Annotated in this window: 14 protein-coding genes; 8 read left to right on the top strand and 6 right to left on the bottom strand. The window is 44.9% G+C overall.

Features of this window, described 5'->3' with window-relative positions; all coding sequences use genetic code 11:
* Window positions 1-7 precede the first annotated feature (7 nt).
* On the bottom strand, window positions 8-1,126 hold the full coding sequence (locus CH367_RS18705) for a thiolase family protein (protein WP_100764010.1): 1,119 nt from the start codon (window positions 1,124-1,126) through the stop codon (window positions 8-10).
* A gap of 146 nt (window positions 1,127-1,272) precedes the next feature.
* On the opposite strand from CH367_RS18705, the gene bfr reads away from it, so the two are divergent.
* The 4 genes from bfr (at window position 1,273) to CH367_RS18680 (ending at window position 4,722) form a co-directional block, all read left to right on the top strand.
* Window positions 1,273-1,740, top strand: coding sequence for a bacterioferritin (gene bfr / locus CH367_RS18700; RefSeq protein WP_100764009.1), 468 nt, complete (start codon window positions 1,273-1,275; stop codon window positions 1,738-1,740).
* Window positions 1,737-2,987: a THUMP domain-containing class I SAM-dependent RNA methyltransferase gene (locus CH367_RS18695; protein ID WP_100764008.1), complete on the top strand. Its 1,251-nt coding sequence runs from the start codon at window positions 1,737-1,739 to the stop codon at window positions 2,985-2,987. Before bfr ends, CH367_RS18695 begins: the two co-directional genes overlap by 4 nt.
* A 15-nt stretch (window positions 2,988-3,002) precedes the next feature.
* The gene (locus CH367_RS18690) at window positions 3,003-4,127 is read left to right on the top strand and encodes an acetylglutamate kinase (RefSeq protein WP_100764007.1); all 1,125 of its coding nucleotides are present in this window, start codon (window positions 3,003-3,005) and stop codon (window positions 4,125-4,127) included.
* 250 nt (window positions 4,128-4,377) lie between these two features.
* Window positions 4,378-4,722 (top strand): DCC1-like thiol-disulfide oxidoreductase family protein, encoded by a 345-nt coding sequence (locus CH367_RS18680; protein WP_100764005.1) that lies wholly within the window; start codon window positions 4,378-4,380, stop codon window positions 4,720-4,722.
* Here CH367_RS18680 and CH367_RS18675 read toward each other — a convergent pair.
* Genes CH367_RS18675 through CH367_RS18665 form a run of 3 tightly spaced genes read right to left on the bottom strand, consistent with a single transcriptional unit; the run spans window position 4,699 to window position 7,766 of the window.
* Window positions 4,699-5,415, bottom strand: a complete 717-nt coding sequence (locus CH367_RS18675) for an iron-containing redox enzyme family protein (RefSeq protein WP_100764004.1) — start codon at window positions 5,413-5,415, stop codon at window positions 4,699-4,701. The two genes, CH367_RS18680 and CH367_RS18675, sit on opposite strands and share 24 nt — an antisense overlap.
* Window positions 5,416-5,424: 9 nt before the next feature.
* Window positions 5,425-6,510, bottom strand: coding sequence for a D-alanine--D-alanine ligase family protein (locus tag CH367_RS18670; RefSeq protein WP_100764003.1), 1,086 nt, complete (start codon window positions 6,508-6,510; stop codon window positions 5,425-5,427).
* Window positions 6,507-7,766, bottom strand: a complete 1,260-nt coding sequence (locus CH367_RS18665) for a KamA family radical SAM protein (protein WP_100764002.1) — start codon at window positions 7,764-7,766, stop codon at window positions 6,507-6,509. Before CH367_RS18665 ends, CH367_RS18670 begins: the two co-directional genes overlap by 4 nt.
* Before the next feature lie 58 nt (window positions 7,767-7,824).
* Here CH367_RS18665 and CH367_RS18660 point away from each other — a divergent pair, with 58 nt between their 5' ends.
* The 3 genes from CH367_RS18660 to CH367_RS18650 all read left to right on the top strand — a co-directional run bounded on the left by CH367_RS18660 (window position 7,825) and on the right by CH367_RS18650 (window position 10,779).
* Window positions 7,825-8,535: an HAD family hydrolase gene (locus CH367_RS18660; RefSeq protein ID WP_100764048.1), complete on the top strand. Its 711-nt coding sequence runs from the start codon at window positions 7,825-7,827 to the stop codon at window positions 8,533-8,535.
* 43 nt (window positions 8,536-8,578) lie between these two features.
* A complete protein-coding gene (locus tag CH367_RS18655) occupies window positions 8,579-9,418 on the top strand; it encodes a GerMN domain-containing protein (RefSeq protein ID WP_100764001.1) in 840 nt (279 codons plus the stop codon).
* A 128-nt stretch (window positions 9,419-9,546) separates the two neighbouring features.
* The gene (locus tag CH367_RS18650) at window positions 9,547-10,779 is read left to right on the top strand and encodes a sensor domain-containing diguanylate cyclase (protein WP_100764047.1); all 1,233 of its coding nucleotides are present in this window, start codon (window positions 9,547-9,549) and stop codon (window positions 10,777-10,779) included.
* On the opposite strand, the gene CH367_RS18645 is transcribed toward CH367_RS18650, so the two are convergent.
* Both CH367_RS18645 and mqnC read right to left on the bottom strand, forming a co-directional pair.
* On the bottom strand, window positions 10,766-11,131 hold the full coding sequence (locus CH367_RS18645; protein ID WP_100764000.1) for an LIC11299 family lipoprotein: 366 nt from the start codon (window positions 11,129-11,131) through the stop codon (window positions 10,766-10,768). The genes CH367_RS18650 and CH367_RS18645 overlap by 14 nt on opposite strands.
* 51 nt (window positions 11,132-11,182) lie before the next feature.
* A complete protein-coding gene (gene mqnC / locus CH367_RS18640; RefSeq protein WP_100763999.1) occupies window positions 11,183-12,283 on the bottom strand; it encodes a cyclic dehypoxanthinyl futalosine synthase in 1,101 nt (366 codons plus the stop codon).
* A 331-nt stretch (window positions 12,284-12,614) separates the two neighbouring features.
* On the opposite strand from mqnC, the gene CH367_RS18635 reads away from it, so the two are divergent.
* Window positions 12,615-14,705, top strand: coding sequence for a (Fe-S)-binding protein (locus tag CH367_RS18635; protein ID WP_100763998.1), 2,091 nt, complete (start codon window positions 12,615-12,617; stop codon window positions 14,703-14,705).
* Window positions 14,706-15,035 lie beyond the last annotated feature (330 nt).

Raw genomic sequence — 15,035 nt, 5'->3', positions numbered from 1 at the left:
TTCCGTTCTAAACTTTGGAAAGAATCGTAGCAAAATTATTCACGCCCAAGCCGCCGATCGAAAGAGCGAGACCGTTTTGAAAACGATCTTCCTTATACATCCAAGTTTGCAACTCGGCGATCTGCGCAAGACCCGAAACTCCCACCGGATGTCCTCTCGTTTTTAAACCACCCGAAGCGTTGATCGGAAGTTGTCCGTCGGGATGTGTTTTACCTTCCCTTACATAACGAAGAGCTTTTCCCTTTGGAAAAAGTCCCGCGTCTTCGGCTCCGATCAATTCAAAAGGAGTAAACGCGTCGTGTAGCTCCGCAATCTGAATTTGTTCCGGTTTTAAATCCGCATCTTTATAAGCACCCGAAAACGCGGAAACACTCGAAGGAAAACTTAAAGTTCCCGGAGGAGAAGAAAGATTTCCGATCCCATGACCGATGCCCTTAACCTCGAGCGCATTCGATGATTTCGATTTATCGGAACTCAAAAGAATCGCACAACTTCCGTCGGAAAGCGGGGAAATATCATAGAGACAAAGAGGGCTTGTGAATAACGGAGAATTAAAATATTCTTCTTCCGTAATATTCTTTCTGATATGGGCCTTTTCGTTTTTCAAACCGTTGTCGTGAAGTTTTTTGGAAAGAACGTAAAGATCCTTTCGATCGTAACCGTACTCGTGCAGATAACGCGTCGCGATCATTCCTCCGCCCTGCGCCATGGACATCGCAAAACCCTTCTGACGTGGCGACAACACACTTCCCAAAAGAAGATTGTTCTGATCCCTTTCAAGACGGCTCATCACTTCGGTAGCGATCACGATTCCTCTTTGAAACGCGCCCGATCGTAAAAGATAAGCCGCGGTATGAAGCGCGCTTGCGCCGGAAGAAGAAGCGGTTTCGGTACGGATCGTAAAAAGATTCTTAAGTCCTAAACTTTCCTTGATTCTTGCGGGAAGAAAAATTTCTCCCGTGTAACGTTCGGGCGCCATCGCCGCGAAAATAAGAAATTGAGGTTCAAACTCAAAATTTCTTTCCAAAAGTAGACGCGCGGTTTGATAAGAAAGAGAATGATAATCAAGATCCGTCTTTCCGAAACGGCTGAGTTCGGAATCGACGATAAAAACCGATGAAGACATTAGAGTCTATGTTTTTGAAAATTGTGAGATTGAAAATCAAAAAAAATTAAATAACGCGCATCATACGACTTTTCATCCGAGTTTGTAAACTATCCTTGCAAAATTAAGAATGATTTTTATACTGAATGCATACAAGGGGGAATACGATGAAAGGCAATAAAGAAGTACTCGAGATTCTTGGCGAAGTTCTTTCCGCGGAACTCACGGCAATCAATCAATATTTTATTCACGCGAAGATGAACAAGAACTGGGGTTTCAAAAAACTTGCGGACTTTATGAAACACGAATCCATCGACGAGATGAAACACGCGGACGAGATCATCGATCGTATTCTTTATCTGGACGGAGTTCCCGATCTTCAAAGATACATGAAGATCGGCGTTGGAAAAAACATAGAAGAAATTTTGAAAGTGGATCTCGAACTGGAATACGCGGCAGTGGAAAGATTCAACCGAGGAATCGCGATCGCGGTTAAGAACAACGATAACGGAACCCGCGAACTTTTCGAAAAGATTCTCGTGTCCGAAGAGGAACATATCGACTGGATAGAATCTCAACAAGAGATCATCCGTCAGATCGGCGTCGAAAACTATCTTGCACAACAAATCGAGTGACGAACTTTAAAAAACCCGCACCTAAAAAAAACCTTCGGTTGAAAGTAAAAAAGCCGGAGGGAAATTTCCGTTCCAACGATCGAAACTCCAAAAATGAAACACCGTCCAAATCGGAATGGGATTTTTCAAAACCGGATTCGTTCGAGTATCACGCGTCTTGTCCGGACGGTCTTTCCGGTCTTTTGAGAGAGGAAATCTTAGAAGCCGGCTTAAAGATCGTCGCCGAAAACAGGGGCGGAGTTTTCTTTCAAGGTCCCGCGAAGTCTCTCAAGGAATTCATTCTTTCCACTGGAATCGCATCCGGCATCAGCATTTCCTTAAAGTATTGGAGAGTGGAAAGCCCCGAAGATCTTTACGATCAAGCTCTTCAATTTCCGTTCGAGAAAATCTTCGGGCCGGAACATTCCTTTCGAATCGATTCGACCACGAAAGATTCTTTGAAAGATTCACGTTATGCGACATACAAACTCAAGGACGCGATCTTCGATCGTTTTCGTTCCAAGGGAAAAGAACCTCCGCAGGTTTCCCGAGACGAACCGGACTTTCTTTTGTATCTTCGTTCTCATTCGGAACACGCAAAACTTTCGCTTGGTCTGAACACAAGACCTCTTCAACAAAGAGGACACGGAAGAATCGGGGGAGAAGCTCCGATGCGGGAAATTCTCGCGTCCGCATTGGTTCGTTATTCGGGATGGAACACCAAATCACCGTTATACGATCCGTTCTGCGGCTCGGGAACCGTCGTGATCGAAGCCGCTCTGAAACTTTTATACGGCGGTTATACCAATTACAGAAGTTTGGATTCTTCCCTTCCGTTTAAAAAACTTTTCGGCGAACCGACACTAAGGGAAAATGTGAATCGTTCCGACGCGAAGATCTTCGCGTCCGATCTCGAAGAAAAAACTCTCTCACTTGCAAAACTCAACGCGAAAAACGCGGGAGTGGATCATCTCATCGAGTTTTTCGAATCCGACGCGACCACTTCCGAAAACGAGAAAAAAATTTCCGGCGGTTTTATCGTAACCAATCCTCCATACGGAGTCAGATTGGGAACCAAGGAAGAAGCAAAGGAAATCTATATCGCGTGGGGAAAAAAACTCAAGGATCACTTTACGGGAAATGTTCTGGCTCTGGTCTGCGGGGACACTTCTCTTTTGGGTTTTTTAAAACTGAAAAAAGATAAGGAACAATCCCTGACAATCGGCAAGCTAAAGGGAAAATTAGTTGCCTACACTCTGGGCAAATAATCGAATCAAAAAAGAATGAAACATCAGGAAATTCTCCTTAAACTTTTAGAAGTCACAGAGAACACCAAGGATTCGTTTCAATTTTTAAAACTCTTCCGTTCGATCGAACCCGAAAAGTTCGCGGTCATCTACGCGGATTCCGGAACCTTAATGGAATCCGCGGAAGCGCTTCTCTACAATCTGAAACTGCTTCACAAACTCGATCTTTATCCTGTCGTCGTTTTAGACAAGGACGGGATCTCATACACCAATCTATTTTATAGAAATCAGAACAAGGAAGAATCCTCTTCCATTCTTCCCGGAAAATTATTCAGACATCCTCAGGATTTGGCCGGTGCCGTCGCGTCCGCGCTTGCCGAAAAAAAACTTCCGGTCTTCGTGGCCGAGGAAAAAGGTCCCGCGCTTTTTTCATTCTTAACAAAACTTTGTTCCACTCTGAACACGAACAAATTGGTTCATCTTTATTCCAGAGGCGGAATCTACGCCGAAGGAAATAAAATTTCGATCTTCGACGTGGATTCTTCCGTTAAACCGGACCCGGAAGACGCCGTTCTTCTGGAATCTTGTTTAGAACTTTATAAAAATGTAAAGAACAAAGAGTTCGGAATCGCGATCACTTCCGCTTCCGCTCTTCTCAAAGAGTTATTCACGATCAAAGGAAGCGGAACCCTTCTCAGAAGAAAAAATCGGATCGACTTTATCGAGGACGTTAGTCTAGTCTCTCTCGATAAGATGAACCGTTTGGTCGAGAAGGCGTTTCAAAGATCTCTCAAAGAGAATTTTTGGGATCAACAATTCGCGGGAATCGTTCTCGAATCCGAGTATAAGGGTTGTGCGCTCGTTAAAAACACTCCGTTCGGAACCTTTCTTTCCAAGTTCGCGGTCGATGAGATTGCGAGAGGGGAAGGTGTGGGCAGGGATATTTGGGATGAGATGATTCGCAAGTTTCCGGTTTTATTTTGGAGAGCGAGAAAGGAAAACACGATCTCGAAATGGTATATGAAGGTTTGCGACGGGATGCAAAAGGAAGGAATCTGGATTTATTTTTGGATCGGTGTTCAAGAAGATCATATTCCGGGTATTTGCGATTTTTTAAGAAATCTTCCGCAGGATTTGAACGCTCTGACGAACGCCCCATAGGAAGTGAGTCACTGAGTTTGGAAGTAGCGCTTGAGTTCGGAAGCGAGATGGCAAACGAGCAGATCCGTAGGAGTTCCCACAGGATTGATTTATTCTTGCCGAATGGTCTTTTGTATGATAAGGATTTTATCGTGAATTTTGCCCGCCACCTCTCCCCACCACCCAAACGCGGGTGGGGCCGATTTCCACGAAAATTCGTCGTAGCTCCGACGGACGCTCTTCAATATCACATTCAAAAAGGTGAATACACTTGCAAGCCCTAGTTTTTTTATACGACGGAGAATGTTCCTTTTGCTCAAATCTCGCGGCAAAACTACAAACCCTGAACTTAAATCCTCAAATCCGATTCAAATCCTTTCACGATTTTTCCGAAAAAGAATTAAAGGAACTTCACCCGACCTTAAACAGAAACGTCGCGGAAGGGAACGTGCAGATGATTGCGGACGGAAGACGATATCCCGGATTTTTTGCGGTTCGAAAACTCAGTCATTCCTTAAAAGGATACAGATGGCTCGCTCCATTTCTCTATCTTCCCTTGATTCCGATTTTCGGAATGGTAGGAATGAATCTTTTAAAGTCTTTGAAAAGCCGTTAAACCTTCGTAAAAAACGAGCCTCGCATCCAAAGCAAGACGATTGCCTTCCAGCACTCGATTTTTTTTATCATCCGTGTCGGCAACGACTTCGATCAGACGAAACAGTTTTTCGGCGTGGGATTCGTCGGCGTCCAGATTGACCTGAAAGAATTTTCCTTCGGGAAGAATCATTCTTTCCTTCAAATCCCTGTAAGACTTAAACATTCTGGAATATTCTAATTTTAGCAAATATTCGTTGGCGGGTCCGAGCGCGCCCAAAGCGGAATAAAAATCGGTTCTTGTGATTTTTTGCATCAGATCGAGATAGGCCTTTGTTTCGGGAAGTTTATGTTCGTCTTCCACGACTTCGCCCATATCCGAAAGAAATTTACTCAAGATACGAACGTGAGAATCCTCGGCCTTACCCTCTCCCAATTCTTCCCAGATATTCTGAACCAGAACGATCTTCGCTTCCACGGAATCTGAAACGGCCGCCGTATTCAAAAACCAATTCACAAAATCCACGCTTACGAAGTATTCTTGTCTGAGCCAAAGAAGAAGGTCTTCTTTTTCCATTCTTCTTTCCCTTTGTTCAAGCCAACGATTGGAGGTAAGAACCGGATGATTGCGAACCGATTCTTCTAAAGTATTACGAAAGGAGGTGGAAGTAGAAACGGATGTTTGAGAGGCACTGGGATTCTGCACGGTTTGCATTTTCTGATCTTATTTACGAGTTAATAAATTTCCGGTTTTCTTTTTGGAATAAGCGAATCGATCGGTTTCAAAATCCGAACGAGCTATTTTTAAAATCTCTTGAAACAAGGTTTTTTCGTCCCCCAAGCTCTGACGATAACAAATCGGAAAGGTGGAATAAAACGGAGACAAACCCGGAGTGAGATTGATTTCCAGAAAGAAAGGATTCCCTAAGGAATCCGTTTTCCAATCCAGTCTTGCAGGTCCAGAGGTTTCGAGCGTTCTGCAAAGAAGAAGACTTTGTTCCTGAAGGAACGTTTCCAAATCGGTTTCACAATCGAAAACAAGAGTTTCAGGCATAACACTTTTCGATTTCGTTTTTTCCCCGTAGACATCCTCCACTTTCAGATCTTCTTTGAGAACCAATCTGCCCGCGGAACTCGCTCGATAACCGACGACCTTCGAACCCATTACGGAAATCGTATATTCAGTTCCTTTTAAGTATTCTTCCATAAGATACGGAAAAAATTCGGACGGCTTTGAGGACAATTTCAAACGCAGATCGTTTGCGTCTATGACGACACTTTCCTCTCCGACTCCGAGGCTCGAACCTTCTCCGGCGGGTTTTAAAAAACCGGGAAAGGAGAATCCTTCCGGGACTTCATAGTCTTTTGGAGATCGGATCGGAAATCCTAAAACGATCGGAACTCCGATCGAATCGGCAAAGATCCTCGTAAGATTTTTGTCCAAAGAAACGTTTTGTGCGTAAGAATCCGATCCGGTATGAGGAAAACCGAACATTTCCGCGACCGCAGGAATTAAGGCTTCCCTATTTCTCGAACGAAAACCTTCCATCAGATGAAAAAGAACGGGACGCTCCCGGAATTCCAAGTCGGAATAACGCATTACGTTTTTGGAAAGTTCTTCCGGGGTAAAAATAAGTTCCGCTTTTTCCCCCAATTCGTTTAACAATTCTAAGATCGCATCCACGGATTTGGCGGATTCCCATTCTTGTTTGTAGATTTCGGGAAATTCTCCCTCGAACTCGTGGAGATCCGCGTAGACAAGAACCGTAGGAATCGTTAAATCCTTTCCTGTACCGTCGTTCCGGTTCATGAAAACTTTTTCTCTACGGCTCCGAATGCGTTCGGTGAAATTCTTTCCCAGATTTCGGGGGAAAGAGAAGGATAAAAATCCTCCATCGTAGAATCGGGAGGTTCCGGACTGAGATGATAGGTTCCGCGTAACGCGGAACGGAAGACGTGCATTCTTTCCGGTTTGTAAAAACCGAGATACCAATCCGGAGTCAACGTGATCTTTCCTCCGCCTCCGGGCAGATCGTTTACGAAGGAAGGAATTCCCATTCCTCCGATCTTCCCGCGCATATAAGAGATGATTTCGATTCCTTTTGCAAGAGGGGTTCTGAATCCTCTCGAACCGGGAATCAATTCCGGATCGTACATATAGTAAGCGCGGATACGTAGCTCCAACAGTTTTTTATGAAGTTCTAACATAGTTTCGCCGGAATCGTTGATTCCTTTCAGAAGAACACATTGGTTTCCGACGCTGACCCCGGCCTTCAAAAGTTTCAAGATCGCTTCTTTGGCCTCGGACGTACATTCTTTGGCGTGATTGAACTGAGTGTTGCAGAAGATAGAAAGCCGATCCGTATTGTGCGATTCTATTATATTACAAAGTTCGGATGTGATTCTAAAAGGAAGAGTGACCGGGTTTCTCGTTCCGAGTCTGCAGATTTTTACGTGATCGATTCTTTCCAGTTTTTCCAAAATCCAATCGATTTTGGAATCGGAAAGATTCAAAGGATCTCCTCCCGATAATACGACATCGGAAATTTCGGAACGGGATTCTATATACTCGAATGCGGCTTCCAAATCTTCCGTAAGCATTCTTTCCTTGGAATCGGAGACCTTACGACCTCTCATACAATGTCTGCAATACACGGAACATTCATGATTGGTAAAAAGAAGGACTCGATCCGGATACATGTGAGTGAGCCCTTTGACGGGAGACAATCTTTCCTCGTGTAACGGATCGGGAGATTCTTCCGGAGAAAAAACGGATTCGGCTTCCCTCGGGATGATCATCTTTCGGATCGGATCGTCCGGGTCTTCCGGGTTCGTAAGAGAAATGTAATATGGTGTCGCAGAAACGTTGAGCCGAATCGTGTCCTCGATTCCGGTTTTTTCGCTTTCGGTTAATACGAAGTAACGTTCGAGTTCGGAACCCTTAACCCGATGTTGGAGCTGGGCTTTGTAATCGTTCCACTCAAAGGAGGAAAACAACTTCGACCGATTGGTCAGACATTCTTCCTTGGATGGGAGCTTGATCGAATTCGAATCCGAAGTCTTCATAAGAGGTTCTTCCTATTTTCTCCGTGTCCGAGGAAAATCAAGCAAAGGTAAAAAGAAAATGCCAAAAGGACCCGTTTTCAGAAACTGTCTTTCGATGACTGAATTTTCCGGCGATTCCCTGCAAGCGCTCGCATTCGACGTGGACGGAACCTTGTTTTCCTCCGAAGAAATCATACTCGAAGTCTATAAAGACTCGATCTCCAATTTTTCCAAAACCTCGGGAATCCCGATCGAACTTCCATCCCGAGAACGAATCATGGTGGAAATCGGGAAACCGGTCAAAACCATCTTTCTCAATCTTTTACCCCAACTCACAGAGGATCAAAGGGACGAAATCTCCGACTCGGTTTTGCGTTTCTTGTGCGAAAGAATCCGCAACGGCGAGGGAGAATTCTACCCCGCCGTAAAAGAAACGATCGAAGCGCTTTCCAGAAAGGGGTTTCGAATTTTGGCCGCCTCTAACGGACGCAGACCCTATGTCGAAACGATCTTGGAAGTCGCGGGAGTTCTTTCCTTGTTCGATCCGATCCTGGTTCTCGATAACGAAAGAATCAAGACCAAGGGCGGAATTTTAAAAGAATACGTAAAACTCTACGGCTTAGAACCGGATAAGATTCTCATGATCGGAGACAGACTTTCGGATCACGAAGCCGCTCGCCAAAACGGTTGTCCCTTCGCCTTTTGCGCGTACGGACACGCACCCGCCGGAGAAATCCCTGATTTTGAAGTAGAGCTCAAAAACCTTTCCGATCTTACCGAAATCCTGTAGTTTTTGCCTGCATAGAATCTCATTTTTTTCCGAAAATGAGAAAGTGCCGGATTCCGAAAAAAGAAAAAATCTAATCTTCATTCTCACCGGAATAATCTTTACGTTAGTGCTCTTGGATAAAAGCACAGGGTCCGGATTTTCCCTTTCGGCTTCCGGATTTCAAGGTTTCAGAAACATCGGTAAAATGGGTGTCGAATCCCCTTCTTCCCCGAAGGGAAATCTGAATCATAAAGAAATGATGGATCAGGCCGAGGATGAAATTCTTGGAGAACTTCTTCAGAACGGAGACGTACAAACCTCGTCCGATAACTCGAATGCGATCGAAGAGGATTTAAACGAAGACAATCTCGTTCCCGTGATGGAACCGCCGGTTTCCTCGGGCCATTCCGAAAAAGAATCCGAATCCCATTCTTCCGCGACCGCAACCCCCGTTCCTTCCGAAAAGGGAGAATTGTCCTTATACTTCTTAAAGTTTTACGGCAAAGGAAGCAAAAGCCATTCCAGACTCGTAAAGGTTCTCAGACTTTCCAAAGGAGGAGACCGGGTCAAACTCGTGTTAAACTCCCTGATCGCCGGACCGGTTTCGCAGGAAAAGGAAAAAGGAATCTTAAACTCCATTCCGCAAAATCTACGTTATGACGCAGATTATAGAATCGAAGACGGAATTCTCAAACTCTCGTTGAGTAGCGATTTGGAAAGAAGCGCGGGGCCGGAAATTCTAAAGGATAGAATCGACCAGCTTACATACAGCCTGATCGAAAACCTTCCGATTCGAGGAGTTCAACTCCGAATCAACGGGAAGTTCGTCCGTTCTCTCGGCGGAGAAGGAATGCCGTTACCCACCCTTCTAACCAAAAACCCTAGAAAGATCGTCGTTTTTTAATCGTCAAACAACGAGTAGCGGCAAAACCGATGGGAATCGTCGGAACCGGGATTGTAAATCCTGATTGTTTATACAGAACCGTTTTTAAAATGAGGAACCGAGATCCTATCCGATCCTTTGCAAAACACATGAGATTCTCATTGGGCAACAATCAAAAAATAAAACTCCTGGCTCGGAGAGTTTTTTTCAACCCGTTCCCGGACGATTATTTGAGAATCTACCAACCCGATATTCGAAGAGCCACCGTGATCTACTTTTTCTTCTGTATCGGGATCAGTTTTCTTTCCGCCTTGGTTCCGGACGGCGCCTCTCCTTTCGGAGAAGAAAATCGGATCTTAGTTTTTTCACGTTTAACGGTCGTCGGACTCTCCGCTTTTTTCGCATTTCTACTTATAAAATGGAAAAGTTTTTTTCGCAAGAGAATTGAACGATATAGCATTCTTTCCTCGGGCACGATCGTGTTTTCCATTCTCCCGTACGTGTTTTTGGATTCGGAAAGAATGGGTCTTTACTTCCATTTTTACACAACCTTGGTTGTGAGCGGGAATATTCTCCTTTGGTTCACGGGAACCACGGTGATCTTTTTCAACGCGCTCTTCTATTTTTCTTTGGTTTTGTGTACGACTCTTACGGGTAACGCGAAGGCATTGCAACACGACTTCGCAAACGTTTTGATCTATCTGTTCACCGGAGTTTTCGGAAATCTTCTCATTAATTTTTGGAGAGTGATGGACCACCGCGCCAAGAAAAAACTCCAAAAGGCGGTGAGCAAACTTAGGGATAAGAACATCCAGATCGAAAAGATCTCGAAGGTGGACGAACTGACAAGACTCTACAATCGTAGATATCTGATCGAACAGTTCGAACTTTTTTTAAAGAGAGCACAACGTTATAAATTCTCCCTCGCGATGATCATTCTCGATATGGATTATCTAAAGGAAATCAACGATTCGTACGGACATTTGGCGGGAGACTCCGCGCTCCGTTCCATCTCGGACGTGATGAAACAAAGAGTCAGAGCGACCGATATTTGTTCTCGGATCGGCGGGGATGAATTTTGTATTCTTCTCGACGCGATTAAGAAGGACGATCTTTCTCTTCTTTGCGAAAAGTTAAGAACCGATGTCGCCGAAAAAGAACTTTCGTATCGGACTAAAAACGGAGATCCGGTGAAGATCACCGTTTCGATCGGGGCTTGTATCTTCGGGCCCGAGGAAGAATTCAGCTTCGACGATATCTATCATTCCATCGACTCCGCTCTTTACGAATCGAAGAAAAAAGGTCGTAACCGGGTTTCCTTCATCGAACCCATTCGGTATTTTCCGAAAGAGATTTCCGGATCTTCGACTACTGTTTCTTAGGAACGGGTAGCTCGTAGTGATACGTGATTTCGCAATAAGCCCCGTCGTCTATAAATTTCGTGTTCGTCGCTTCCATAAAGAATTGTCTGTTCTTTTGTTCCGGTTCCAACTCTTCCAGTTTTCTAGATGCGATCGACTTGGCCGCGTTGCAGGAAGTATTCTTCATTTTGAATATATCGTTTTCTTCCACGGACGTTGAGGAAGCCCCTCCGATTGCGACGAGTTTGTATTTATGAGGTCCCAGGGTTTCCACGGTCACGCCCGTATCGATGTGAATTCTTTCGTGAATCTGTTTGGTGCAAGCGGCAAGAGCCATCATAAACACCAGTGTGAAGTTTATAATTTTGATCATCCTATCCTCTAAAGACTTTCTTTATTTGAAATCAGAATCGGCAAACCGTCTTCAAAGAGTTTGTGCGAGTTCGTTCTTATATCGATCGTAGTTGTAAAGAAGATCCCTTCGTTTCGGAACGAACGCTCCTTCCTTTAAAAACTTGATCGCTTCTTTTTCGGTTTTGAGTCCGTAAGAGCGAAGCACGTTCTCCTCTATGACTACGGAAGATATATCGTCCGCACCGCTCGTGAGCGCCAGTTGACCGACACCTTTTCCGAGAACCATCACGGAAGTTTCGATATGAGGGATATTATCCAGGAAAATCCGGCAGATTCCGAGGACTTTTAGATATTCTTGCGTGGAAACAGCGCGCACCTTAAACCGTTTTGTCTGCGGTTGAAAGGTCCAAGGGATAAAGGATAAGAATCCTCCGGTTCGGTCTTGGAGGTTTCGCACAACGCTTAAATGTTCGATGACTTCTTCTTGGGTTTCTTCGGAACCGAATACGATGTTCGCGCTTCCCGGAAGTCCCGCCTCGTGACAGGTTTCCATCGCGCGCACCCATTCTTCCGTGGTCGCTTTTTTCGGAGAAATGATGTTTCTCATTCTATCCGTAAGAATCTCCGCTCCCGCACCCGGAACCGAATCCAATCCAGTTTGTTTCAAAATTTGTAGGACCTCCTTCAAAGGAAGTCCGGTGATCTTTTCTAGGTTGATGATTTCCACCGGAGAAAACGCGCGGATATGCATGTCCGGGTATTTCTTTTTTACGGAGCTGATCACGTTCAAATAATAATCGAAAGGAAGATCCGGATAAACCCCGCCTTGGAGGAACATCTGATCGGCTCCTTCGCCGACTGCGTAATCCATCTTCTCCAAAATTTCTTCTGCGGAAAGAACGTAACCCTTTCCGTTTCCGATCTCGTCCATAAAAGAACAAAAACTACATTCTACGTTGCAGTAGTTCGTATAATTCACGACTCGAAACATCGTATAACTTGCGTATTGATGGGAGAGAATTTTTTCTCTCAAAGTCCGAGCCGCCGCCATGATCTTGAGATGATCCCCGTCTCGATAAAGAGCCAGAGCTTCCTCCGGAGAAATCCGATTCCCGTCCAAAGCTTTTTCTAAAATCTTGTCGGTTGGCTGCGATGAAAAGATAGAGGCCACTGTTACTCCTTATGAGTTGCGAACTTTAAAAAGATCACCCTTCAATCTTTGGACTGATTCTTTATTTTGCATCTTCTTTTTAATTGAAGATTCTTATCTAAAAGAGACTTTGTCTCAAATAGATGCAAGCTCCTTTTTTAGGAAGAATGTAGTAGATCCTACATTCCGATACAAACACCGAGTTGTCTCAACTCGTCTCATCGTTGAGTTTCAATCTCAAGAACGATCGTTCTACCTTTGACCCTTGATTTGAAAATTCCTCGACAGGGAGCTTCTCGATTCCTACGCTGTAAATCATTCACCAATCCAAAAGAAAGGGTAACTCATCCATATGGCAATTTCGCAAATCGCCTTTCATCTAATCTTCACAATCTTATTCGTAGTCGCGAATGTAGTTTTTATCCGTGCGATTCTTTATCGCCTCAACTTGATTTTCAGCGCGAGAAAAGCCGCTGGAACCGAAAACTTTTTAGAGAACCCGAACTGGGCGTTCCGAATCAATAGTTTTATTCAGAACGTGATTCTTCAAAAGAAGAACTTCAAAGAACCTCTTCGCGGTATCATGCACGCGTTTATCTTCTACGGTTTTATCGTGTATACCATCCACACGACAAGCCAGATGATCGCCGGTATCGCAGGATACGGAATGGATGATCCGTATAAATTCTCCTTAGTAGGTTTCTTATTCGGAGAACACGCGGGACATCTTTACGAGTCCATCGTTCAAGTTGTTTCCCTTCTCGTTTTAACCGGTCTCGGTTTCTTCGCTTGGAGAAGATGGATTCAAAAAGCAAACGGGTTGGACGTTCATTCTCCGGCTTCCGCGATCGTGATTTCCATGATTTCCATTCTGATGATCTCCACTCTTTTGGGTGAAGGTGCAAAAGCGGTCGGAGCGGTTTACGATAGCCCTACCGAAACAGCTTCCTTTCTTGCGGCCGGAATCGGCGCGGTTTGGAAATCCATCGGTGTGGAATATTCCACTGCGGACGTGGTCGTTCAAATCATGTGGTGGGTTCACATTCTTTCCGTTTTCGCATTTATGCTTTATGTGCCGACTTCCAAACACGCGCACTTGATCTTCGCTCCGTTTAACTACTTCCTACAATCCGATACTCCGAAAGGCGCTCTTTCCAAAATCAATTTGGAAGATGAGAATGTAGTCTGGGGTGTAAACCGCGTGGAAGACTTTCCTTGGCCGAACCTTCTCGACGGTATGTCTTGTATCGAATGTGGTCGTTGCCAAGTTCAGTGTCCTGCGAACAGAACCGGAAAGGTTCTGAACCCTAAGATGATCATCGCGGATCTGAAACACGCACTTCTCGACAAAATGCCGGAAGTCGCTAAGATCAGAGGGGAAGAAACCGACGCAGGCGCGGCGGCTGAAAAAGTTGCGGCCCTCGACACCGGAGTCATCAACAGCTACGAAGGTCTTTCCGAAGAAGCTCTCTGGGGTTGTACTACTTGTTACGCTTGTGTGGAAGCCTGCCCGGTCGGAAACAACCAGGTGAACGCGATCATGGAAATGAGAAGACACTTGGTTCTCGCGGAATCTAAGTTCCCTGTGGAATTACAAAACGCTTTCGTAAACATGGAAAACAACTCGAACCCTTGGGGAGTTGGAGCTCACACAAGAGCGGATTGGGCGGACGGTCTTGGTGTTAAGACCATGGCTGAAGATTCCAACGTGGACGTTCTTTATTGGGTCGGATGTGCGGGCGCTTTCGACGAAAGAAACAAAAGCATCGCTAAGTCTTTCGTAAAAATTCTCCAGAAGGCGGACGTGAAGTTCGGTATCCTCGGAACCGAAGAAAACTGTTCCGGAGACTCCGCAAGAAGAGGTGGTAACGAATATCTCTACCAAACTCTCGCACAATCCAACGTAGACACGATGAACGGATACAACGTGAAAAAAGTCGTAACCGCTTGTCCACACTGCTACAATACGATCAAAAACGAATATCCTCAGTTCGGCGGAAACTTCGAAGTGGTTCACCACTCCGAATTCATCAACGAACTTGTTAAGGACAAAAAACTCGACGTTAAAACCGCCGAAGACGCTTCTTCCGGAAAATACACGTATCACGATTCTTGCTACATCGGCCGTTACAATGACAACTACGAAAACCCGAGAGACGTGGTTAAAAAAGTTGCCGGTGGAAAACTCGCAGAGCCTTCCGATCACCACACAAAGGGTCTTTGTTGTGGAGCCGGTGGAGCTCAGATGTGGATGGAAGAACAAAACAACGACCGTGTCAACGTCAAGAGAACCAAACAACTTCTGGATACAGGAGCGACTACAATCGCAACGGCTTGTCCTTTCTGCGTGACCATGATTACCGACGGGGTAAAACACGAAGGAAAGATCGAAGAAGTAAAGGTAAAAGACATCGCGGAATTGGTTGCGGACAATCTACAGTAACAAATTCTAATTTAGAATTACCTAAAGTAGATTCTTTCCAAGTAGGCGGTTACCAAAACCGCCGCTTTGAAGGAATCACAAAAAAAGCCGGGATTTATGCCCGGCTTTTTTATTCTTTTTTAACATTCAAACCTGAAAATGAAGGCGGTTCCGATCGGAATCGACGCGACCGACGTCCGTACAAAAAAACAGGCGAAGTGACTAAAAAAGTCTCTCCGCCTCAAAGACATCTGGTGCAAATACAAAATGTAAGACTCCGAAAAGGATCAGATTCTTACGCACCGACGACTTTTTTAAAAAAGTAAAAAGAAGATTCTTTGCAATCGATCG

The sequence above is a fragment of the Leptospira barantonii genome (assembly GCF_002811925.1).
In the GTDB taxonomy this organism is placed as follows: domain Bacteria; phylum Spirochaetota; class Leptospiria; order Leptospirales; family Leptospiraceae; genus Leptospira; species Leptospira barantonii.
The sequence above is the reverse complement of the archived record's forward strand: the minus strand, read 5'-3'. Positions and strand labels throughout refer to the sequence as shown.

Coding starts and splice junctions, on each gene's coding strand:
- CH367_RS18705 (WP_100764010.1), bottom strand. CDS start 1,126: ATGTCTTCATCGGTTTTTATCGTCGATTCCGAACTCAGCCGTTTCGGA.
- bfr (WP_100764009.1), top strand. CDS start 1,273: ATGAAAGGCAATAAAGAAGTACTCGAGATTCTTGGCGAAGTTCTTTCC.
- CH367_RS18690 (WP_100764007.1), top strand. CDS start 3,003: ATGAAACATCAGGAAATTCTCCTTAAACTTTTAGAAGTCACAGAGAAC.
- CH367_RS18675 (WP_100764004.1), bottom strand. CDS start 5,415: ATGCAAACCGTGCAGAATCCCAGTGCCTCTCAAACATCCGTTTCTACT.
- CH367_RS18670 (WP_100764003.1), bottom strand. CDS start 6,510: ATGAACCGGAACGACGGTACAGGAAAGGATTTAACGATTCCTACGGTT.
- CH367_RS18665 (WP_100764002.1), bottom strand. CDS start 7,766: ATGAAGACTTCGGATTCGAATTCGATCAAGCTCCCATCCAAGGAAGAA.
- CH367_RS18660 (WP_100764048.1), top strand. CDS start 7,825: ATGCCAAAAGGACCCGTTTTCAGAAACTGTCTTTCGATGACTGAATTT.
- CH367_RS18650 (WP_100764047.1), top strand. CDS start 9,547: ATGAGATTCTCATTGGGCAACAATCAAAAAATAAAACTCCTGGCTCGG.
- CH367_RS18645 (WP_100764000.1), bottom strand. CDS start 11,131: ATGATCAAAATTATAAACTTCACACTGGTGTTTATGATGGCTCTTGCC.
- CH367_RS18635 (WP_100763998.1), top strand. CDS start 12,615: ATGGCAATTTCGCAAATCGCCTTTCATCTAATCTTCACAATCTTATTC.